At 51.9% G+C, this 22869-nt stretch carries 19 protein-coding genes and 1 other annotated feature; of the genes, 8 read left to right on the plus strand and 11 right to left on the minus strand.

Going from position 1 to position 22869, the window contains the following annotated elements; translation table 11 throughout:
* Positions 1-186: 186 nt before the first annotated feature.
* Both ANT_RS11330 and ANT_RS11335 read left to right on the plus strand, forming a co-directional pair.
* Positions 187-2004, plus strand: a complete 1818-nt coding sequence (locus ANT_RS11330) for an ABC transporter ATP-binding protein (RefSeq protein ID WP_013560662.1) — start codon at positions 187-189, stop codon at positions 2002-2004.
* The gene (locus ANT_RS11335) at positions 1994-3823 is read left to right on the plus strand and encodes an ABC transporter ATP-binding protein (RefSeq protein ID WP_013560663.1); all 1830 of its coding nucleotides are present in this window, start codon (positions 1994-1996) and stop codon (positions 3821-3823) included. The genes ANT_RS11330 and ANT_RS11335 overlap by 11 nt, the downstream gene beginning before the upstream one ends.
* An 8-nt stretch (positions 3824-3831) precedes the next feature.
* On the opposite strand, the gene ANT_RS11340 is transcribed toward ANT_RS11335, so the two are convergent.
* Positions 3832-4524 carry a 2-phosphosulfolactate phosphatase gene (locus tag ANT_RS11340; protein WP_013560664.1) on the minus strand — a complete coding sequence of 231 codons (693 nt, stop codon included), beginning with the start codon at positions 4522-4524 and terminating at the stop codon, positions 3832-3834.
* Positions 4525-4640: 116 nt separating this feature from the next.
* On the opposite strand from ANT_RS11340, the gene ANT_RS11345 reads away from it, so the two are divergent.
* Together ANT_RS11345 and ANT_RS11350 are read left to right on the plus strand one after the other, a co-directional pair.
* Positions 4641-5852: a cupin domain-containing protein gene (locus ANT_RS11345; RefSeq protein ID WP_041455004.1), complete on the plus strand. Its 1212-nt coding sequence runs from the start codon at positions 4641-4643 to the stop codon at positions 5850-5852.
* Entirely contained in the window at positions 5849-6751 is a 903-nt protein-coding gene (locus tag ANT_RS11350; RefSeq protein WP_013560666.1) for a DMT family transporter, read from the plus strand. The genes ANT_RS11345 and ANT_RS11350 overlap by 4 nt, the downstream gene beginning before the upstream one ends.
* Here ANT_RS11350 and ANT_RS16530 read toward each other — a convergent pair.
* Positions 6736-7188, minus strand: a complete 453-nt coding sequence (locus ANT_RS16530) for a thioredoxin family protein (protein WP_013560667.1) — start codon at positions 7186-7188, stop codon at positions 6736-6738. The two genes, ANT_RS11350 and ANT_RS16530, sit on opposite strands and share 16 nt — an antisense overlap.
* Complete coding sequence (locus ANT_RS11360) at positions 7181-7678, minus strand: DUF4395 domain-containing protein (RefSeq protein WP_013560668.1); 498 nt, start codon at positions 7676-7678, stop codon at positions 7181-7183. Before ANT_RS11360 ends, ANT_RS16530 begins: the two co-directional genes overlap by 8 nt.
* Before the next feature lie 315 nt (positions 7679-7993).
* Here ANT_RS11360 and ANT_RS11365 point away from each other — a divergent pair, with 315 nt between their 5' ends.
* The gene (locus tag ANT_RS11365) at positions 7994-9238 is read left to right on the plus strand and encodes an MFS transporter (protein ID WP_013560669.1); all 1245 of its coding nucleotides are present in this window, start codon (positions 7994-7996) and stop codon (positions 9236-9238) included.
* Between the two features lie 83 nt (positions 9239-9321).
* On the opposite strand, the gene ANT_RS17705 is transcribed toward ANT_RS11365, so the two are convergent.
* On the minus strand, positions 9322-9957 hold the full coding sequence (locus ANT_RS17705) for a PH domain-containing protein (RefSeq protein ID WP_013560670.1): 636 nt from the start codon (positions 9955-9957) through the stop codon (positions 9322-9324).
* Positions 9958-10052: 95 nt separating this feature from the next.
* The gene (locus ANT_RS11375; protein WP_013560671.1) at positions 10053-10619 is read right to left on the minus strand and encodes an FKBP-type peptidyl-prolyl cis-trans isomerase; all 567 of its coding nucleotides are present in this window, start codon (positions 10617-10619) and stop codon (positions 10053-10055) included.
* A gap of 295 nt (positions 10620-10914) precedes the next feature.
* On the opposite strand from ANT_RS11375, the gene ANT_RS11380 reads away from it, so the two are divergent.
* The 3 genes from ANT_RS11380 (at position 10915) to gpmA (ending at position 14228) form a co-directional block, all read left to right on the plus strand.
* Complete coding sequence (locus ANT_RS11380) at positions 10915-12285, plus strand: cytochrome ubiquinol oxidase subunit I (RefSeq protein ID WP_013560672.1); 1371 nt, start codon at positions 10915-10917, stop codon at positions 12283-12285.
* Positions 12286-12297: 12 nt separating this feature from the next.
* Complete coding sequence (gene cydB / locus ANT_RS11385) at positions 12298-13311, plus strand: cytochrome d ubiquinol oxidase subunit II (RefSeq protein WP_013560673.1); 1014 nt, start codon at positions 12298-12300, stop codon at positions 13309-13311.
* A gap of 170 nt (positions 13312-13481) precedes the next feature.
* On the plus strand, positions 13482-14228 hold the full coding sequence (gene gpmA, locus ANT_RS11390; RefSeq protein ID WP_013560674.1) for a 2,3-diphosphoglycerate-dependent phosphoglycerate mutase: 747 nt from the start codon (positions 13482-13484) through the stop codon (positions 14226-14228).
* Between the two features lie 45 nt (positions 14229-14273).
* Here gpmA and ANT_RS11395 read toward each other — a convergent pair whose 3' ends face one another.
* From ANT_RS11395 to ANT_RS11420, 6 genes are all read right to left on the minus strand, one after another.
* Positions 14274-14654: a DUF7475 family protein gene (locus ANT_RS11395; protein WP_432762668.1), complete on the minus strand. Its 381-nt coding sequence runs from the start codon at positions 14652-14654 to the stop codon at positions 14274-14276.
* On the minus strand, positions 14612-15664 hold the full coding sequence (locus ANT_RS11400) for a lysylphosphatidylglycerol synthase transmembrane domain-containing protein (protein ID WP_041455006.1): 1053 nt from the start codon (positions 15662-15664) through the stop codon (positions 14612-14614). Before ANT_RS11400 ends, ANT_RS11395 begins: the two co-directional genes overlap by 43 nt.
* Complete coding sequence (locus tag ANT_RS16535) at positions 15628-16776, minus strand: CDP-alcohol phosphatidyltransferase family protein (RefSeq protein WP_013560677.1); 1149 nt, start codon at positions 16774-16776, stop codon at positions 15628-15630. The genes ANT_RS11400 and ANT_RS16535 overlap by 37 nt, the downstream gene beginning before the upstream one ends.
* A 118-nt stretch (positions 16777-16894) precedes the next feature.
* On the minus strand, positions 16895-20050 hold the full coding sequence (gene ileS, locus ANT_RS11410) for an isoleucine--tRNA ligase (protein ID WP_013560678.1): 3156 nt from the start codon (positions 20048-20050) through the stop codon (positions 16895-16897).
* Between the two features lie 38 nt (positions 20051-20088).
* Positions 20089-20352, minus strand: a binding site (T-box leader).
* 58 nt (positions 20353-20410) lie between these two features.
* Positions 20411-21499, minus strand: a complete 1089-nt coding sequence (locus ANT_RS11415; protein WP_013560679.1) for a GGDEF domain-containing protein — start codon at positions 21497-21499, stop codon at positions 20411-20413.
* A 61-nt stretch (positions 21500-21560) separates the two neighbouring features.
* Entirely contained in the window at positions 21561-22865 is a 1305-nt protein-coding gene (locus ANT_RS11420; RefSeq protein WP_013560680.1) for a pyrimidine-nucleoside phosphorylase, read from the minus strand.
* Positions 22866-22869 lie beyond the last annotated feature (4 nt).

Below are 22869 nucleotides of genomic sequence, written 5' to 3' on the forward strand. Positions count from 1 at the left end.
TCCCCCCGTCTTCTCTCTTCCTTCCTTTTTTCGAAAATTCGCCCACCAATTTTGTTACAGTCTCCGCAGATTAACAAAATTTTTATTCTCTCTTTTCCGTGATAAAATTTCAGTTTGCGCTCTTTGCCGTATAAGGTATACTTGGTGTTTTACAAACGGTCTGAAAGACCGGGAGGAGTTGTTAACGTGTCCATCTCTGCTTCATCACAGTCCTACGACCTTAAAAACGCATTGACTCCCAATCGCCTTCTGGGACTGTGGCGCCTGATGACCGGTTATCACTGGCATTATCTGGGTGCCACGTTAGGAGTGGGGTTAGCGGCGCTTGCCAAAGCCGCTACATCCTTTTTACTGCGCTTCTTTGTGGATCATTACTTTCAGCCTGGACCGCATCCATACCCGCTGGTCATGGTAGCCTCAGGCTTCGTTGTGCTGGCAGCCTTTGAGGGATTACTGAGTTTCCTCAGCGGCAGACTGACTGCTCAAACCGCAGAGGGCGCAACCCGCCGCCTGCGCAACTACCTGTTTGACCACATCCAGCGCTTGCCTTTTTCCTATCACCGCAAGATGCAAACCGGTGAGTTGATTCAGCGCTGTACCTCGGACGTGGACGCAGTACGCCGTTTCTTTGCCGATCAGGCTATCGGTATTGGACGGATTGTCCTGCTCTTTGTCATCAACTTTGTCGCCATTTTGCAGTTAAACGTCAAACTGGGACTGATTTCCATTGTGGTCATCCCGTTTGTCCTGCTGACTTCAGCGTTCTTTTTCAAGCGTGTTTCCAAAGCCTATGAGGATTTTCAGGAACAGGATGCCGTGCTGACCACTGCCCTGCAGGAAAATCTGACTGGCGTTCGGGTGGTGAAAGCTTTTGCCCGTCAACAGTACGAAATTCAAAAATTCGAGCGGGAAAACCGGGAAAAGTTTCAGCGCGGTAAGAAGTTAACCCTCATGCATTCTTTCTTCTGGCCCGCCTCGGATGTTCTTTGCGGAGCGCAAACGCTGATTGGCTATCTGGTCGGCGCGCTGATGGTAATCAACGGTGAAATCACCATTGGAACCTACCTGGCTTATATGGGGCTGGTGGTGTACATCATCTGGCCCATGCGCAACCTGGGGCGCTTGATTGTGCAAACCTCGACGGGACTGGTCTCTTTCAACCGTGTGATGGAGATTATCAAGGAAGAGCGCGAATCGCTGGATGAGGGAGATTACCTTCCCGAGGGCAATCTACGCGGGGAAGTGGTTTTTGACCATGTGGGCTTTCACTACGAAGACCGCGTGGATATCCTCAAGGATGTCACTTTTTCCGTCCAGCCCGGTGAGGTTGTGGCACTGCTGGGTTCCACCGGCTCGGGAAAAACCACGCTGGTGAATCTCTTGCCGCGCTTCTACGACCCCACCGAAGGGCGCATCCTGCTGGATGGGGTGGACATCACCCGATATCCCCGGCGCTACCTGCGCCAGCAGATTGGTATTGTGGAGCAAGAGCCATTCTTGTTCTCGCGCTCCATTCTGGAGAACATCACTTACGGCGTGGGGCGGGAAGTCCCCATGGAAGAGGTTGAAGCCGCCGCCCGCGCCGCCGCTATCCATGATGTCATCATGAGTTTCCCCAAGGGCTATCACACGCTGGTGGGAGAAAAAGGGGTGACGCTCTCCGGCGGTCAAAAGCAACGGGTTGCCATCGCGCGAACGTTGTTGAAGAACCCACGCATCCTGATTCTTGACGACTCCACCTCTTCGGTAGATACCGAAACCGAAGCCGAGATTCGCGCTGCCTTGCAGGCATTGATGAAAAACCGCACAACTTTCATTATTGCCCACCGCATTCAAAGCGTCATGGAAGCAGATCAAATCCTGGTGATGGATCAGGGCAGAATCGTCCAGCGTGGCAAGCACGAAGATTTGCTGGCGCAGGAAGATGGCTTTTACCGCAAGATTTACGACATCCAAACCCGCATCGAAGCCGAACTGGAAAAGGAGATTGCCAATGCCGCCTGATTACTTTGAGGAAGAAGAGTTCGAGACCCGCTTTACCGGAAAAACCCTGCGGCGCATACTGGGATTGCTTGCCGCACATAAAGGCACGGTAGCGGCATTTCTGGTCATGATTGCCTTTGTGTCCGGATTTGACGCACTGTTTACCTACATCAGCAAACTGGCAATTGACCAGGGAATTTTAAAAAGCGATTTGCCGTTCCTTTACCGCATGCTGGCGCTCTACGGCGGCTTAACCATCGTCCAAGCCCTGTTTGTCTTTGGTTTCATCTACACCGTAGGCATCCTGGGCGAGCGCATCCGCTACGAGTTGCGTCAGAAAATGTTCAACCATCTGCAAAACCTCTCGCTTTCGTATTACAGCCGCACTCCGGTAGGCTGGATCATGGCGAGGGTGACCTCTGACTCTGACCGCGTGGCGGATCTGGTCACCTGGGGATTACTGGACGTCACCTGGGCGGCGACAAACATTCTGACCTCGCTGGCTTTCATGCTGTACATCAACTGGCGTCTGGCGCTGGTTGTGATTCTCATGGTGCCTGTCATGGCTTACGTTGCCACCGAGTTCCGCAAGCGCATCCTTAAAGAGTACCGCAATGTGCGCAAGATTAACTCCAAAATCACCGGACAGTACAACGAGAACATCACCGGTGTGCGGGTGGTCAAAGCGCTGGTGCGCGAGGAAGCCAATGCCGCCGAGTTTGCCGTCCTGACCGGCGACATGTACAAAGCGGCTTATCGAGCCGCCTGGCTCAGTGCGCTGTTTCTTCCATCGGTGCAGTTGATTTCTGCCATGGCGGTCGGCTTCATCGCCTGGTATGCCGGCTGGAGTTTCGAGGTAGCCGGGCTGACCATTGGCGGAATTCAGGCGTTCATTTCTTACGTCACTTTCATGATGTGGCCCATTCAGGATATGGCGCGCGTCTTTGCCGAACTTCAGCATGCCACGGCTTCGGCTGAGCGCATCTTCTCCCTGCTGGATTCTGTCCCGGAAGTCGCAGACCGCGAGGGAGCATATGATCCGGGGAGTATTCGTGGAGATATCGAATTTGACCACGTGACCTTTTATTACGAAGATGGTGTGCCGGTGCTGAAAGATTTCACCCTCAAGGTTAAACAGGGTGAGACAATTGCCCTGGTAGGTCCTACCGGCGGCGGCAAAAGCACCATCGTCAACCTGTTGTGCCGTTTTTACGAACCCAAAGAGGGGACGATTCGCATTGGCGGAGTGGATTATACAAAGTTCTCCCTGCACGCTATCCATTCGAGAATCGGGGTGGTTTTGCAAACCCCGCACCTGTTCTCCGGCACCATCCGCGAAAATTTGCGCTATGGCAAACTGGACGCTACCGATGAAGAAATTGAACGGGCGGCAAAACTTGCCGGAGCCCATGAGTTTATTATGCGTCTGGACAAGGGCTACGATGAGCCGGTGGGAGAAGGCGGCAACAACCTCTCCGTTGGACAAAAGCAGTTAATCAGCCTGACCCGCGCCATTCTGGCAGACCCGGAAATTTTTGTCATGGATGAAGCCACGTCCTCGGTGGACACGCTCACCGAGTCGCTCATCCAGAAGGGCATGGAGCAGATGATGAAAGGGCGCACCAGTTTTGTGATCGCCCATCGTCTGTCCACCATCAAACGCGCCGACCGCATTCTGGTCATTGAAGACGGGCAAATTGTGGAAATGGGCACGCACGCTGAACTGCTTCGCCAGAGAGGCAAGTACTATAATCTTTACACCCGTCAGTTCCGTCAGGAAATGGAAGAGGTGTTCGACCCATTTGGGGAAACCCAACAGGCGGCGCAACCCGCCGATTAGGGCAAGTGTTAGTCCACAGGGACGGTTTGCAAAACGGGCAAGCCGTCCTTTTTTTCTACCCGCATGGCAAAGGGAAAGCGGTTGACCGCCAGCGCCATGTCCAGGTCGGGGGGTGGAAAAGCCTCTCGAGTGCCGTCATAATGCTTCCCGGAGCGGGAATGGCGCACCCGCTGGTCGATTTCTTGCCAGTCAATGGGACGGTTTTGCAAATAGGCTTCCAGAACATCGGCGCAGGCAACATCTTCATCCCCCCACCCCTCATCGGGAAAGTAGCCCGTCAGGACAAAGGTAATTTCTCGCGGAGCCAGCCGCTCAAGGTAGGTGGCGGTGGCGCGTGCATTGGTCAACGCCGCGGTGAGGATATTCTCGGCGTGCAAACAGCGGATGACTCCCTGCGTGCCGGCAGTGGTGCGCTGAATCACCGTCTTGCCACGCAGATCGTAGCGGGAAAGTTCGCTGGGAGAATTGCCCAAATCAAACCCCGGAATGGGAATACCGTCAATTTCGCCCAACAGCAGGCTCCCCGGCATTTGCTGGCGCAACTTCAGGGCTTCTTCGACCGTGGAGGTCAAAACAATTTCTTTTACCCCTGCCTCAAAGAGATACCCCGCGGTGGTGAAAGCCCGCAAAACATCAATAACCACTACAACTCCCCGGGCTTGAGCGCAGGTGTTCAGATTTACGCGGTAAAACTGCATCATACTTTGATTATATAGCAACGCAGATTGCCCCTGATCAGTAACACCCTCAGAGGCGGTATGGTTTTCGCAACGTAATGTACAATCATCAAAGATTGTTTGAAGGGAGGGATATTCTGATGAGTACCTTAGCCGAGAAAGCCTTCCAGCAGGGAGAGGGCATTTTGCGCATGGCACCTAATTGGGTACCCCGTTCGTTTTGTATCCCCGGAGGCAGGTTGAAACTGCATCCGGCGGATCTGTACGCCTTTGGTACTCATCGCGGTGGGATTGACGAACGCTGGTTTGCCTCAACGGTCAAAGCGGATAATGGGACGCTGACTCTGCCGGATGAAGGCTTGAGTTATGTGGTTTGTGGAAAAGGGGATACGGCAGAGAAAATCCTCTTTAAGGACGTAGTCGCAGAATTAGGGGCTTTGCTTCTCGGTGAAGATTTATGGCAACGCTTTGGGACTTTTCCGGTATTTGCCAAGTTTTTCGATAACCGCCAAGCCCTGCCTTTTCATTTACATCACCGCAAAGAACACGCCGACCTGGTCGGACAGCCGCCCAAGCCAGAAGCCTACTATTTTCCCCCACAAATGAACAATCATTTGGGGGAATTCCCCTATACATTCTTTGGTCTGGAACCCGGTACAACCCCGGAAGATATCAAAACCTGCCTGCGCCGCTGGAACAGCGGAGATAACGGTATTCTGGATTTCTCTCGAGCCTACCGGTTGACCCTGGGAACGGGATGGAACATCCCCGCCGGTATCCTTCATGCGCCAGGAAGTCTGTGCACCTATGAACCCCAGTGGGCAAGTGACATCTATGCCATGTTTCAATCCCTGGTTAACGATGTGCCTTTTGGATGGGACATGCTCACCCATTATGTTCCGGAAGAACGCAAGCAGGATTTGGATTTTATCGCCTCGTTGATTGACTGGGATGCCAATACCGATCCGCAGTTCCGCCGCCATCATCTGCTTCTTCCCCAACCTGTCAAACCGGTTGAAGAAATGCAGGCAGAAGGCGCTCTGCAGTACCGGGTTGTGTATGGCTCGCCGCTCTTTTCGTCTAAAGAGGTGCAGGTTTTACCCGGACGATCGGTCATCCTTAAGGACGAAGGGGCTTACAGTGCCGTTGTCATTCAGGGGTACGGCACCATGGGGGTATGGGAAGTAGAATCCCCCGCGCTGATTCGATTTGGACAATTGACGAACGATGAATTCTTCGTTTCGGAAACCGCCGCCAGGCTAGGGGTCAGAGTGGAAAATCGCAGTGCCTCGGAACCACTGGTGATATTACAGACTTTTGGACCACAACCTTTAACCAGTCAGGAAAGGTGAGAAACTTGTCCCTGCGCAACCCTCATCCTGCTTTGCGTTTCGCCCTTCTGCTTTTTGGGGTGATGTGCGGCTCGACCGCCGTGATTCTGATCAAAGCCAGTAATGAACATCCTTTTCTGGTAGCCTCATACCGTTTACTGCTGGCTTCTGTTATCCTTTTCCCGTTTTTCCTGCGGGATTTGAAAGAAGAGCCCTTCTATGGCTGGCGTCAGGTCTCATGGACTCTTCTTCCTGCGCTGGCTTTAGCCATTCATTTCATGTCCTGGGTGGTTGGCGCACGCATGACCCCGGTTGCCAATGCCAGTCTTATTGCCAACCTGACGCCGGTTGCTATGCCGTTTTTCGTCTGGCTGTTCTTTCGGGAGCGGGTTAATCGCATTGAGGTGCTGGGAACTCTGCTGACACTGCTCGGGCTGATCCTGCTAACTGGTTTCACCTTTCGGGTAAACCCGGCACACTTCAAAGGGAATCTGATTTGTTTTGGTTCCATGCTGGCATTTGCCATGTATCTGGCACTGGGCAGGCGCAACGGGGGACGCATTCGATTGTGGCTGTACATGGTCCCCCTGTACTTCTTTGCCGGGTTGATCAGCCTGATTACAGCGACTTTCTGGATCAATCCAATCAAACCCTATACCCTGAGCAATATTCTGTACATCCTTGCTCTGGCGGCCATTCCCACGGTAGGCGGACACACGATTTTGAATTACTCTCTCAAGTTTTTCCGTGGACAGGTCGTCAGTGTCACCAATTTGAGCCAGCCCATCTTTGCTACGTTTTTAGGGTATCTCGTATTTAAAGAGAAGCCCGCGGCACTGTTTTATCTGGCGGCGGGAATCATGATGGCAGGTATCTTAATGGTATTGCACGGCAGCCGTTTGCATCAAGCCGCGCGTTGACGGTTCTGAATAGCCATGGTTGAGGATTCAAAGGTCATTACCTGCTGTAGTTGTGTAAGCAGTCGTTCTTTTCGGATAACCCCGTGGTTAACAAAACGTGGCACACCGGCACTATCGAAAATGAAGGTGGTTGGGATGGAGAGAATGCCGTACTGTTTGACCAGATCAGGATGTTCATAAGCGTTAATTTCCACAATTCTAAACTGTTCTCCCAGCGTGGTTTTGAGGGACTGCAGCGCCGGCCGCTGAATCGTGCGGCAGGGAACACAATCCGGGGTGGTAAAGTAAAGGATAAAAGGCTCCCCAGTTGGGAAAGACATAGAAGTCGATATCTTACGGGCTTGCTTCAAAGATCGGGATTTCAAAAAACTATACACTCCCCAACCTGAAAGCCCAGCAATTAGAGCAAACAGAGCACGAGTCAGAATATCATCCATGGTTTACCTCTTTACGCGGTCGGAAGCCAGGCAACGTACCCTCAGGGGGTGATTGAGTAAATCCAGGGATACCCAACCGATGGAACCAGTAATACATGGCGCAACCAAGGCAGAAACCGCCAAACAGGTTGAGCGCCGCCAGGACAATCACGATCCAGGTCAGAATCCAACCAGCCACGAACCATCCGCTCAAAAGGCATACCGTAGCAATCGCGAGAAAAGTACCGCCTACCCCCTGCGCAAAAAGGTGCGGCTCACGGTGATCGGGAATCAAATCAGGCTTAATCCATCCCAGCGGTTTGAGGAAAAGGTGATAAACCCACCCAAAAGCCGCGCGTTTCAACAAGAGACTTGCGCTCAACATCAACAGCGCAACCAGCGCCACCAGCAACGGCACATTCAGGATGAAAGCAAGCAGGGAAAGCAAAATTATGAGCAATTGATTGACTTTCAAAGCCGAGTGATCAACAGGTTCCAGAGGATTCATCATAAGACTCCTGAGGCTTAAAAAAATACGGGTGGCTCAGGCTGTAACTTCTTGCTCAGCGAACCACCCGGACAGATACCTGGAAAATGCACTATCCGTCTGAAGGCGGTACGCCGCTCAGACAACAACCCATACAGAAACAAACGACATGCAAAATCCTAATCATTACGGACAATTTTAGTCTAATTTAAACGACTGTCAACCTTTTATGCAAAGTTTGTCTATTCCTCATCTTTTTTGTATTACGTTTTACACTGGAGGGTCTATCATAAAGGTGTAAAACCATTTGGAATAAAAATACCCATCTATGGAGGTCACATGGCGCAGGAAATCAGTGCTCCTAAGACAAAAATAGGACGTCTTCCCAGAAACATCTGGGCAGTCAGTCTGACCAGTTTTTTCATGGATATTTCAAGTGAAATGGTGTTGAATATCCTTCCCCTGTTTTTAGCCAATGTCCTTGGGATCAGAACCAGTTTGATTGGGCTGATTGAAGGCATTGCCGAAGCCACATCCAGTTTGTTAAAGGTATTTTCCGGATGGCTCTCGGATCGTCTGAAAGGACGAAAATGGATTGCTGTAGTGGGATACGGTTTATCGGCGATTTCCAAACCGTTTTTCTATTTTGCCTCCACCTGGGAAGCCGTTGCGGCTATCCGCTGGACAGACCGGGTAGGGAAAGGGGTACGCACTGCCCCGCGTGATGCCCTGGTGGCCGATTCGGTTGAGCCAGAAGTACGCGGATTGGCTTTTGGTGTTCAGCGCGCCGCTGATACCGCCGGGGCTTTACTGGGTATTCTCATTGCGGCTGGAGTGGTCTGGTGGGCACAGTCCAATCAGGTTGCCCTGGGGGCTGAGACGTTCCGCACTGTGGTTCTCATCAGCATCATTCCGGGGGTACTGGCAGTTCTCTCCCTGGCAATTGGGGCAAAGGATGTCCCTTTGAAGAATCGCGGCGAAGCCCCTCGTCTGGCTTTCCGTTCGCTGGGTAAACCCTTCATGGTATTCATGATTATTGTGGGGATTTTCGACATCGGAAATTCCTCGGATGCGTTTCTGGTTTTGCGCGCTCAGGAACGCGGGCTGAGCACACTGGGAATTTTGTTGATGCTCGCGGCGTTTAACCTGGTCTATACCTTGCTTTCGGCTCCAGCGGGCTCTTTCTCTGACCGGATTGGACGGCGTAAAGTCATCATTGGGGGATGGCTGGTGTATAGCGCGATTTACTTTGGCTTTGCATTTGCTCAACAAGCCTGGCACGTGGTAGTCTTTTACATCCTGTACGGGGTGTATTACGGGTTAGCCTTCGGGACGACCAAAGCCATGGTTGCCGATCTGGTGCCAGAAGCCCTGCGCGGCACAGCCTATGGGACATACAATGCCATCCTGGGCATTCTGGACTTCCCCGCCTCCCTCATCGCCGGCATTCTCTGGCAAGGAGTAGGTCACTGGCAAGGGTTTGGAGCCTCTGCACCATTCTTCTTCGGCGCTCTGATGAGCATTCTTGCAGCAATCCTCATGATGCTGTGGAAACCCGCTTCAAGCGAAACACAGAATATCTAAAAAAGAGAGATTTTGCACAAAAACAATGCGGGGATGCTGAACATCTTCCGCATTGTTTTTTTTTCTGAAAAACCTTTTAAGGCTCAGGAAAGTTTTGCCAGAAGTGCAGCTTTCTTCTCTATAAATTCTTCTTCGGTGATCAACCCCTTCTGCCTTAATTCACCTAACTGTTCAATCAGCTGTGGAATGGAATAAATTGAAGCCTCTGCCGTGGCTTCACGTGTCTGGTCTTCCAGACGAATCTTTGCGTTCAACATTGTGGTTTTGAAGCGGATGGGGTTGGCAATGCGGGTAAAGCGGTTGATTCCCATTTCGCTGGCAGTAAGCACTTCCAAATCGCCAAAGTCCAGGAACCTCCCGATAACCGATTGTACCATTTTCACATCGTTCACTTTCTCCAGGGACGAGTCCGTGACGTTTTTATTCAAAATTCCGGTAATCTGAATCACCCGAAGATTGGTCACAATGTACTGGTGATTCCACCACTTTAGTACATCTCGAACCAGACTAACCAGAGGGATAATCAACAACAAATAGCCCAGGGCAATTCCGGGATTGCCCCCTCCGGTAATCAGGAAAATGGTCACCAGCAAAATGGTCACTGCAGCAAGAATGATTTCCACCAGGATTTGTTCCACCAGCACAATCCAGTGCTGATGAGTGGTAAGCAAAATTTGTTCATTTTCTCCCAGCAGTCGTTTCAGGTAGGCAGGACTCATGGCAACACCTCATTTCTTCATATAATAGTATAGCCGAATCAAAAAACGGATGGCTCAAAAAAGCCACCCGTTTTGCACTCAGAAAATTGCGGGGATTAGTTATTTTTACCCGTTTCTTCTTCGTCCTCGTCTTCGAAATCTTCGTCGAAATCGAATTCGAGTTCTTCTTCTTCAAACTCATCGTGAACATGCCCGTGAGCCAGTTCTTCCGGTTCAGCATTGCGCAAATCCACGACAGTCACCTCAAAGTTGAGGTCTTTCCCAGCCAGGGGATGATTGAAGTCCAGTTGTACCATGTCTTTGCCCACGCTGGCAATGCGGGCATCCAGCAGTTCACCGGACTCATTGCGAACAGTCAAATCCACACCCACGCGCAACGGGATATCGGGAGGGAACTCACTGCGGGGCACATCAATCACGGCTTCGGGGTCGTACTCCCCATACCCTTCGGCAGCTTTAACCAGCACATTGCGGGTATCGCCAATTTTCATACCATACAGTTCACGTTCCAGCCCGGGGATGATATTTTGATGTCCCTGCAGGAATTGAATGGGTTCACTCCCCTCAGTGGTATCCAGCACTTCACCGTTCACAGTGAGCGTATAATCCAGGGTGACGACCACATCGTCTGCAACAACAGTTGGCTTTTCGGTATTTGCCATAGAAACAGAAACCTTCTTTCTTAACAATTTAAGTCGCTCCGCGGTACAGAACAGGAGCGACCCTGATCTTCCCCAAACGTATGCGCTTTTCAATTGAGATTATATCATAAGAATACCGAATGAACTGCAATTTTGCGCAAAGTTTTTATCTTTCTATAAATTAGGTCAACAAGAGGATTATTGTCATAATTTTTGGTGATTTTTGACGCTATGTCATAATCTTTATTGTCAATTATTGTGTGCTATAAATATGAACAGCCTTCAAGTTCTGTCTTTATTTCCAGGAGGTTGGTGTATGAGTGTATTAACCCTTTCGCAGTGGCAGTTCGCCATCACCTCTGTCTACCATTTTTTCTTTGTGCCTCTAACTCTGGGGCTATCCGTCCTCACCGCCATCATGGAAACCATTTATGTGCGTTCAGGGCAGGAAGTGTACAAACGCATGGCAAAGTTTTGGGGAACGCTGTTTGTCATCAACTTTGCCATGGGAGTAGTGACCGGCATCGTCCAGGAATTTCAGTTTGGTATGAACTGGTCGGAGTATTCTCGCTTTGTCGGAGATATTTTTGGCGCCCCCCTTGCAATTGAAGCCTTGCTGGCTTTCTTCCTTGAGTCTACTTTCCTTGGGCTGTGGCTGTTTGGCTGGAATAAACTGTCCAAAGGATTACACGCCTTCACCATGTGGATGGTAGCCCTTGGCTCCAACATTTCCGCGCTGTGGATTTTAATTGCCAATTCCTTCATGCAACATCCGGTGGGATACACCCTGGAGGGTGGCAGAGCCGTCATGACCAACTTCGGCGCGCTTCTCACCAATCCCTATGTTTGGACCCAGTTCCCTCACACGGTTCTGTCTGGTTTCACAACAGCCGCGTTTTTCGTTGCAGGAATCAGTGCTTATCATCTCTTCCGCAAGAATGAGGAAGATTTATTCCGCCGCTCATTCAATCTGGCAGCCGTTTTCGGGATGATTTCGATTTTCCTGGTCATCCTGGTGGGGCATAGCCAGGCACAACGCATGGTACAGGTTCAACCCATGAAAATGGCTGCCGTCGAAGCCCTCTGGGAAACTGAAAACCCGGCTTCTTTTTCCCTGTTTACGATAGGGGATGAAAAGAACCTCAAAGATCGTTTTGCTTTGCGAATCCCTTATTTGCTTTCTATTCTAGCGTACAACCAGCCGACAGGCGAGGTAAAGGGCATTCGTAATCTTCAAGCAGAATATGAACAGTTATACGGTCCTGGGTATTATGTGCCATCCGTCTTCACCGCCTACTGGACTTTCCGCATCATGGTAGGTTCAGGATTCCTCATGTTCGCCCTGATGGCGGTGGCATTATGGTTCGTGCTGAAGAATAAACCCCTGGCAGGTACCCGCTTTGGAAAATGGCTGCCTTTTGCCATTGCCCTGCCCTATCTTGCCAACAGCACCGGCTGGATTTTGACCGAGATGGGACGTCAGCCCTGGGTAGTATATGGAGTGATGAAGACCGAGCAAGCCTTCTCCCCTAACCTGACACCCGGGATGGTGTTGACCACCCTGATTCTCTTTACCATCGTGTATGGGGTTTTGATGGCAGCAGATATTTACCTGCTGGCAAAATACGCTCGTAAGGTGCCTGCTGAAGGCGAAGAACAGGCTTTGCAGGAAGCCTATGCGGAGTAGGAGGGAAGAAACATGGATCTCAATACGGTTTGGTTTATCCTAATTGCAGTGCTCTATCTTGGCTTTTTCGTGCTGGAAGGCTTTGACTTTGGCGTGGGGATTCTGCTTCCTTTCCTTGGCAAAACCGATCAAGAACGCCGGGTGATTATCAATACCATTGGTCCGCACTGGGATGGGAATGAAGTCTGGCTCATTACGGCAGGTGGAGCAACCTTTGCGGCTTTCCCGCACTGGTACGCCACTCTTTTCAGCGGGTTTTACCTGCCGCTGTTCCTCATCCTGCTGGCGCTCATCCTGCGTGGAGTAGCATTTGAATTCCGCAGTAAAGACGAGAATCCCAAATGGCGCACCTTCTGGGATTGGGCAATTTTCGGGGGCAGCCTGGTACCCGCGTTGCTTTTTGGGGTGGCTTTTACCAATATCATGGCAGGTGTGCCCATTGACGCCAACATGACCTACGTAGGTGGTTTCTGGAATCTACTCAACCCCTATGCACTCATTGGCGGTCTCACCTCGTTGCTGGGATTCATCCTTCACGGGGCGGTGTTTCTCAGTTTGAAGACGGATGGAGAAATGATGACGCGCGCTCAAGATGCCGCCCGCAAGGTCTGGTTGCCTGCTACGCTTGTCCTGGTAGTATTTATCATCGCTACCTATTTCTTCACCGACGTTCTGCAACAATTGGGGATTAATCCCGGTCCTATTCCCATTGGGGCTTTCTTCACCATGCTGGCGGCGGGGTATTTCGTCTATACACGTCGCAGTGGCTGGGCATTTTTCATGACTACCCTGACCATCCTTTTCGCGACCGCCACCATTTTCATGATCCTTTATCCGCGGGTAATGGTTTCCTCACTGGACCCGGCTTACAGCCTCACCATCTATAACGCTGCTTCCAGTCCTTACACCCTGCGGGTGATGAGCATCATTGCGCTCATCTTTGTTCCTATCGTGCTGGCATACCAGGCCTGGTCTTACTGGGTGTTCCGCAAACGAATTACCGCTAAACAGGAACTGCACTATTAAGAAACCGTGTGCTTGAACCCCAGAGGGTAAAAAGAGGAGCGGAATGAGGGTAAACAGTTTCTCGTTCCGCTCCCATTTATGTGTTCCTCGCTGCAATTCCGGGTTATAATACGCAAAACTTTTTGTGGGGTTTTGCACATCCTGTGCTTTTAATCTAAGGAGATGGGACTATGATTAAACTCGTTTTACTGCGCCACGGACAAAGTACGTGGAACCTTGAAAACCGCTTTACCGGATGGACAGATGTGGACCTGTCCGAACAGGGTATCCAGGAAGCCCATGAAGCCGGGCGTCTTTTGCGGGAAGCCGGTTATACCTTCGATATTGCCTTCACCTCGGTTCTGAAACGCGCCATCCGCACCCTGTGGATTGCTCTTGATGAATTGGATCAAATGTACATTCCCATCGAGAATGCCTGGCAATTGAACGAACGACATTATGGCGCTCTGCAAGGGCTGAACAAAGCCGAAATGGCTGAGAAGTACGGCAAGGAACAGGTGCACCTCTGGCGCCGCAGTTATAACGTACCCCCACCGCCCCTGGATTGGGATGATCCTCGCCACCCACGCTTTGACCCACGCTACGCCAAAGTGGATCCGGCTCTTTTACCCGCCTGCGAATCGCTGGAACTAACCCTGAAGCGTGTTATGCCCTACTGGGAAAGTGAAATTGTCCCGCGCCTTAAAGCCGGAGAAAAAGTGCTCATTGCCGCTCATGGCAACAGCCTGCGCGCTCTGGTCAAACATCTGGATAATATGTCCGATGAGGACATTGTGGAACTGAACATTCCCACCGGCATCCCGCTGGTGTACGAACTGGATGACAACCTGAAACCCATCACCCACTACTATCTGGGCGATCCAGAAAAAGCCAAGGCCGCCGCTGAAGCCGTTGCCAAGCAAGCCGAGAAGAAATAAAACTGACTGTCAAATTGTCTAATGGGGCGTTTAACGCCCCATTTTTTATTTCTGCTCAACTCTTTGCAGATCCAGCCACACCGTGACGATAATCACCAGTTCCGCCAGTTTGGCGCTGATGCTGGCAACATCCAGTTCACCGTTCAATACTGCCCAGAGCAGAATGGTTATTGCACTGTACCCCATCAAAACAAAGCCTACCCATCGCCGGTAAGGACGTAAAAATGCCATAGGCAGTAAAAATAGCCCCCATAACCCGAGAAAACCTATCCCGTTGAGGATGAAAATGAACGCATCATAAACCATACCCAGGTAAAGATGAATCACAGCGGTTATCAATACAGCCATGGAAAGAAGTATCCGAGTAACCATTTTTGAGTTCATCATTCCACTACCTCCCGTTTCAAATCTTGAGAATCGAACCATCTGGTCATGGCACCTCTACCGGAGATGAATACCCCGATTAGCGCAAGCAGGACATCGCGAAGGCGAACGGTTAATCCCAGGGCAATCCCACTCAGCGGCGACAATCCAAGGGAAACAGCGGCAAATACCATTGCCGATTCAAACACCCCCGTAGCGGCAGGGATGGGGAGAAGAAAAGAAAGACGTGCCAGCACCAGAAAACAGAGCACCTGGAGAGGAGAAAGCGATTCGCTCAAGCCACTGAGTAACCAGGAAAACTCCAGCACTGAGAGCAACCAGGCAAAGATGGAAAGAAGAAAGGATTTGACCAGCGCAAAGAAGTGCTGCTGGGCAAAATTGCTCAAATACGATTCTGCCAGGGACACCTGAAGGAGAACCTTTTTCCCAAACGTCCCCCTTTTTCCAGAAAATGCCATAACCGCGGCGGTCAACGGCAATCTTCCCTTCTTCAACAGCATCAAATGCAGGGCAGGGATAATCAACAATCCTCCCGTCACCACACCGAACCAGCGAATCCCGCCCATCCATTCCACATCCAGAAATAACATCGCCATCACACCCAATAAAAGGACAGCAAAGTTTGTCAATCCATCCACTACCCGCTCCAAATAAACTGAAGTCGCCGCAAGTGGTAAAGGGACTCTGGCGTATCTTGAAATCAGATAAACCTGTACCGGTTCACCTCCCACCTGGGGACCAGGGGTGAAGTAACTCCAGCCAAAACCAGCGAGGCGGGCAAACACACGATTCTTGAGAGAAGCCTGGATACCCAACGGCTGGAGAATCACGCCCCAGCGCCATGCCCATACGAGAATCACCACCAGATTTAGCCCAATCCAAATTCCCCAGAATTCTGCTGGAAGACGTGCCCAAAGAGTTGTCAATCCGCTAAGGGAGACGCCCTTAAGGCCATCCTTAAGGGTATACATTCCCAAGCCCACCAGTCCAAGGCTGAGGACAATGAATCCTGCTTTCAGGATGTTTCGCCAGCGCGGTGATAAATCAACCATTCTTCCGGACTCCATACCGATAATCTGCCCGTGCCCAACATCAGTAATCCAAACCCGCCCACCAGCGCTCCCCAGGCGACTGGATGATTTGAGGAGAAGGAAAGTACAAACCCTGCTATCATCATCCAGGCTATACCGGTAACTCTTCCCATGAGTCCCAGGAGAACCATTAACCCTAATCCTGCCAGAGTCGTTCTCGCCCAAAACAGATAGGGGGTGTCAGGAAAAGCAAACAGAAGACCAATACCCGAAATCAAGGTCAAGAGACGGAACAACCAGGGTCCAACACGCGTAAGAGATGCCAGAACACCCCAGCGCAACAGAGGATCTGTTTGTTCATCCATCGCCGTGCTGACGTACAATCCATCTCGCAGGAAGGCTGTCAGGAAAGGAATCATCCATAACCATGCGGCTATGGTTGTGGCTGGAGGAGAAAATACGGGAAAGAGGAGTACGGCAATCAATCCCATTTGTATCCCCGCCATGAAGCGGCGGTATGGGTTGGAGGGAAGCGGTGCAAGCGGTAATCCCCGGCGCTCACGCCACTGAATAACTGCTACGTATAGAAAGCGTGCAAGCCCTACAAGAACGAACAGGGGGGAAACCTGGCCCATACGCACCAGCAGAACAGAAGCAATGAGCACACCCAAACTATCCCAGTGCATGTCCAGCGTTTCGCCCAATCTGCTGGAACGATGTGTCCGGCGCGCGACCCAGCCATCCACAAAATCCAGAAGAGCCACCAGGGAATACAGAACCCCAGCCAGCCAACGGACAGTTTCCTGCAAAGAGATGAGAAAAATCAACCCGAACAACCCGCCAAGCAAACCAGCGCGCCACATGGTGATGCGATTCGCCCACCCTAGATCGGGGTAACGGGTATCACCCCCTGGGGGGACATTAAGCTCCAGGTGATAGACCAGGTAACCGAACGCATATCCCAGAAATGCCAGCGAAGAGACTGCCCAGGCAATCCACTCTTCTCCAGTAGAGAGGCTGGACAACATCCAGATTCCTGCACCCCACAACCCCAGATATGTGACTCCCAGCACAATCAGGTCAAGCCCCTGCGAACGCACGTTTTCGAGGATGGAACGCCCCTGAAAAATCATACAAAAATTGTAATCTTTTTAGAGCGGAAATGAAAGCATCCTTGTAGGGTTTATCCCATTATCCGATTAAAGAAAACCTGCCCGGATTCTCCGGGCAGGTTTACCGGTATAAATAAGGTTAGCGGGCAACTTTACGCAAGCCGATTTTCACCGTCTCGCCGTCAAAGGAATCTTCGGTAGTTGCCATCTCTGCCGGGACAACCCCAGCATTGAGCGAAAGCGTGAGCGTTTCGTTCATGATGTACTCACGGAAGGCTTCAATTGCTTGCGCCAGCCCATCCGATGCCTGATAGACCACTTCAATCCGGTCGGCGATATCCAAGCCGGCGTTTTTGCGCAAATCCTGAACACGGCGCACAAATTCTCGCGCCAACCCCTCACGAATCAACTCGGGGGTGAGTTCAGTGGTCAGCGCCGCCAGATAAGCCCCTTCGGAAGCCACTGCGTAGCCACTGCGCGCCTGCATGCGCACTTCCACTTCTTCAGGGAGAATTTCGTAAGTTTCTCCATTGGCTTCAACAGGCAAGGATTGCCCGGCAAGCAGTTTCTGTGCCGCCTGGGCAGCATCCAGCGCCAGCAAAGCCTGCCGGATGGCCGGGAAGCGGTTGCCGTATTTCTGCCCCAATTGCTTGGGAAGCGGATTCAGACTGTACGACACGGCTTCTCCAGCGGCATTGAGCATGCGCACCTGCTTGACATTCAACTCATCTTCCAGTAAGTCTGCATACTTAAGCGGGATATCCTGCTCATCCGCAGTACCAACGGCAAAGGCAACTTCCTGCAAGGGTTGGCGCACCTTGCGGTTGGCTTTGTTGCGCGCGGCATGTCCCAGTGACGCCAGTTTCATCACCAGCGCCATTTCGCGATTGAGTTCTTCATCTATGCGAGCAGGGTCATACGAGGGCCAGTCGGACATGTGCACCGAAAGCGGAGCGTTTTCGTCTACCGAACGCACCAGATTCTGATAGAGTTCCTCGGCAAGGAAAGGCATGGTTGGAGCAAGCAGTTTGCTCAACGTGACCAGGGCCTCGTAAAGCGTAGCATAAGCGGCTTTCTTATCGGCATCAGAACCACTCTTCCAGAAGCGGCGGCGGGAACGTCGCAGATACCAGTTGGAGAGTTGATCCACGAAGGTTTCAATCGGACGGGTAGCCCCCAGCACATCATACGTTTCCAACGCGTTGGTCACATCGCGCACCAGCGCATGGAGCGCCGAAAGCAGCCAGCGATCGAGCGAGTTATACTGCACCTGCGCACCGGGTTCGGGCTTCCAACCATCCAGGTTGGCGTAGGTGACAAAGAACGAGTAAGTATTCCACAGTGTCAGGGTGAAGTTGCTGACCACCTCTCCCACCAGTTCGGCGGAGAAGCGGCGTTCCTGTCCAGGGGGAGTTGCGGTGTAAAGATACCAGCGCATCGCATCGGCGCCGTGCTGGCGGATGACATCCCATGGATCAACGATATTGCCACGAGACTTGCTCATCTTCTGTCCGTTCTTGTCAAGAATCAACCCCAGACAGATAACATTCTTGTAGCACTCCGAATCGAATAACAGCGTACTGATCGCATGCAGTGAGTAGAACCACCCGCGGGTTTGATCCACCGCTTCACAGATGAAATCGGCGGGGAACTGTTTCTTGAAAATGTCCTGATTTTCGAAGGGGTAGTGCCACTGCGCCACCGGCATCGAACCGGAGTCGAACCACACATCAATCAATTCCGGCACGCGGGTCATTCTGCCACCGCACTCCGGGCATTTGAGAACAACTTCATCCACATGCGGGCGGTGCAAATCCAGTCCGGAGAGATCCCGCCCTGCCATCTCGGAGAGTTCCTTTACCGAGCCCACCATGTGTTCATGGTGGCAGGATTCACACTCCCACACCGGCAAAGGTGTACCCCAGTAGCGTTCACGCCCCAGCGCCCAGTCAATGTTATTCTCCAGCCAGTTCCCAAAACGTCCGTTCTTGATATGGGAAGGATACCAGTTAATGCGCTCATTCAGTTCCACCAGGCGGTTGCGGTACTGACTGGTGCGGATGTACCAGGTCGGACGAGCATAATACAGCAACGGAGTCGAACATCGCCAGCAGAAAGGATAGGTGTGAGTATAAGTGCCGGCGCGGAAAAGTAACCCGCGGGCATCCAGGTCCCGGGTGATAAGCGGGTCGGCGTCCTTGACAAACATACCGCTCCATGGGCGCACCTCGGCAATGAATGTTCCGTCTGATGCCACCGTGTGGATGATGGGCAAATCCTCTTCCAGGGCTACGTTCATATCTTCAGCGCCAAAAGCGGGAGCGATATGCACCAGGCCGGTACCGTCTTCAATGGTGACAAATTCTGCCAGCACCACTCGATGAGCCGGCTTTTCCGGCGGGATGAAGGTGAATAGCGGCTTATAACGCTTTCCACGCAGGGCAGTGCCTTTGAAACGCTCCACCACACGCACTTCTTCCTCGCCAAAGACGGCTTTCAGCAAAGGTTCAGCAAGGATGAGGTACTCTTTACCACCTTCCGGTAAAGCACGCTCCACCTTCACATAGTCCACTTCAGGGTGAGCGGCAACGGCTACGTTGGCAGGCAAGGTCCAGGGCGTGGTGGTCCATACCAGCAGGGAGGTGTCGGGAGTATCCACCAGCGGCATTCGCACAAATACCGACGGATCGGTGGCTTCGTCGTACCCCAATGCCACTTCGTGGTCAGAAAGCGGTGTGCCACAACGCGGGCAGTAAGGCACGACTTTATAACCGCGGTAAATCAGCCCTTCATCCCAGAAATTCTTCAGAATCCACCAAACCGACTCAATATAGTCATTGGTATAGGTAATATAGGCTTTTTCTAGATCCACCCAGAAGGCAATGCGCTCGGTCAGCCGTTCCCAATCCTGAATGTAGGTAAAAGCCGACTCGCGGCACAGTTCATTGAAGCGGGCAATACCGAAATCTTCAATTTGTTGTTTGTTGGTGAAGCCGAGTTTCTTTTCGACTTCAATCTCCACCGGTAAGCCGTGTGTATCCCAGCCGCCACGGCGAATAACATGATAACCGCGCATGGTCTTGTAGCGGGGGAAAACATCCTTGAAAGCCCGCGCCAGCACATGATGGACACCCGGTTTGCCGTTGGCAGTAGGAGGACCTTCAAAGAAAACATATTCAGGCGCGCCTTCCCGTAATTGAGTCGATTGATGGAAGATGTCATGGCTCTTCCAGAAACGCAAAACCCCTTCCTCCATGACAGGTACGTTAACTCTGGGTGAAACAGGTTTAAACATACACCTCCTCCAAAACTTAACAAAAAAGCCCACCTCGCCACAGGGACGAGATGGGACTCGCGGTACCACCCTGTTTCCCGTCATATGACAGGCTCTCTTTTCGGGTACATCTTTTCGAGATACCCGCGCTCCGGCTAACGGCGAGCGATTCCGGCTTCCCTACTGGCAAGGCTTTTCACACCTTACGTTCAGGTCGCGGCTCCGGAAGGATTTTCCGCCTTCCCCTCTGCCCCGGCTCACACCACTCCCGGGTTCGCTGTCAGACGGCTGGAGAGCGTACTCGTTTCCATCATCGCCTTTCGGCGCTAATTATATCAGTCTCAAGAACATCCGTCAATCTAAAATTTTTCTACTGTCTTGCTATACGGTTTCCCATTCCACACAATTTCTCCCATTGCTCTTGGCACGGTACAAAGCCAGATCAGCCCGTTTGAGCAGGGAAAAAATAGTATCGTCCTCCTGGCTCAGGGTAACCCCAAAGGATGCCGTTACAGACAGATTGACTTCCAGTTTGAAGTTTTCCAGGGCCTTCCGGAGACGCTGGGCTAATTGCAATGCCGACTGTGCCTCCTCTTCAGAAGCCAGGATAAGAAATTCCTCCCCACCCCATCGTCCAATCACATCTCCCGCGCGAATCTGGTGATGCAAACAATCACTGACCTCGCGCAAAACAGCATCGCCCGTATCATGCCCAAAGGTATCATTAATTTGCTTAAAATGGTCAATATCTACAAGTATTAAGGTGAAGCGTTTCTTTCGGGAAAGACGTTGTTCGAGCGTTTGGGTCAGCCATCGGCGATTAGGCAGAAAAGTCAGGGGGTCGGTATATGCCATCTGATGCATAGCATGGGCGGTTGTCAACGTGCGGATGAATTCATCTTTGGTTCGCGCGAGGATGAACAACAGGAATGAGGTTGTGGCAATGCGTGCTTCCAGCCGAATGTACTCCACGAGAAGTGGTTCCGCTATGCCCCAGAATCGGAAGATCCCGACTCCCACGGTCACTGCCAGCACGAGCAGGTTGAAAAGAAGCGCCCATTTGCGCTCCATGGCAATGTAACTCAGGATAAAAATCAGAGCCATCACCCAATAGACGGCTTCTACTTCTTTCCAGGCAGTTTCAAGATCGCCGAAAAAGAACAGCAGATAAATCAATTTGCCCAGAAAAAGTGCACTGATCGAGAAGAGTACAATTTTCTCCACCCAGTGCAATGGAATGCGCTTCCAGAGTAGAGCAAGGCTCCACAAGATTCCCGAGAGAATAAGCACGGGATAGGTCACAGCAATGAAAGGATTATCCAGGCGATGTTGAAGCCAAACCACCACAATGGAAGGGATGCCAGCCAGAGAGCCTAAAAGGTAAAAGAGCCTTCGACGGCGATTCCACTGCTCGTGAAGGCTCTGAAAATCATCGGGGAAGGAATTTTCTGAAGAAGAACGGGAGAACATTTTCTAAAGCACTTCTAAAACCAACCTCACCCCAATTCTCGGAACAGACTTACTGTTTAAGTTATTCAATCACCCCGTAGAAGAGCGGTAAGGGCGACACAGAGTGCTCGCTCCACGTCAACGCATCCAGCAAACGGGCTTCTGCCATACGGGCATCTGCTTCGGTGCGGGCATGCACAGTAAACAGGGGCTGGCCCTTTTCGACCCTATCCCCCACCTTAACGTGGACAATGATACCCACACCATGATCAATGGGGTCTTCCTTCTTCGATCGTCCTGCCCCCAGAACAACGGCTGTCTCCCCTACCATGCGGGCATGCACCTGTGCGAGGTAACCACTGTGTTGCGCCAGAACCGGGTACACAACCGGAGCAGCGGGAAGTTTCTCAGGATGATCCACATAACTGACATCTCCACCCTGCGCAGCCACCAGTTGGCGGAATTTTTCCCATGCCTTTCCTTCCGCAATCACCCGCTCCACCATTTGACGGGCTTCTTCCAGCGAAGCGGCTTTGCCGCCCACCTTCAGCATATGGCTGGCAACTACCAGGCAGTGCTCACGGAAATCTTCCGGACCACCACCGTGCAGGGTATCGATGGCTTCCTTGAGTTCCAGGGCGTTCCCCACGGCTTGCCCTAAAGGCTGATTCATGTCCGAAAGCAATGCCACTACCTTGCGACCGCTCAGGCGTCCAATGTCCACCATCAGCCGCGAGAGTTCCCGAGCGCTTTCCAGCGTTTCCATGAACGCTCCCAAGCCCACCTTGACATCCAGGACAATGGCATGGGCTCCACCGGCAATCTTCTTGCTCATCACCGAAGAGGCAATCAATGGAATGGAAGGCACAGTGCCGGTTACATCGCGCAGGGCATAGAGTTTTCCATCGGCCGGCGACAGGTCCTTACTCTGACCGGTCAGCACCAAACCAATTTCTTTCAACTGCTGGATAAACTCTTCAGTGGAGAGGTCGGTACGGTAACCGGGAATGGACTCCAGTTTATCCAGCGTACCGCCGGTGAATCCCAGCCCGCGTCCGGACATCTTGCCTACCGGCAACCCACAAGTGGCTACCGCAGGCTCGACAACCAGCGTGGTTTTATCCCCAACCCCACCAGTGGAATGCTTATCCACCACAAAATCCACCACGCCGGTAAGGTCCAGCACCTCACCAGAGCGAGCCATGGCAAGCGTGAGGTAAGTGGTCTCTTCAGCATTCATGCCGTTGAGCATCACCGCCATAGCAAATGCGGCTGCCTGATAGTCGGGAATATCACCGCGGGTGAAACCTTCCACAAAGAAATCAATTTCTTCTCTGGTCAGCACCCCTTTATCGCGCTTCTTAATGATGATATCAACTGCTCGCATACGC

The organism is Anaerolinea thermophila UNI-1 (genome assembly GCF_000199675.1).
GTDB classification, from domain to species: Bacteria; Chloroflexota; Anaerolineae; order Anaerolineales; family Anaerolineaceae; genus Anaerolinea; species Anaerolinea thermophila.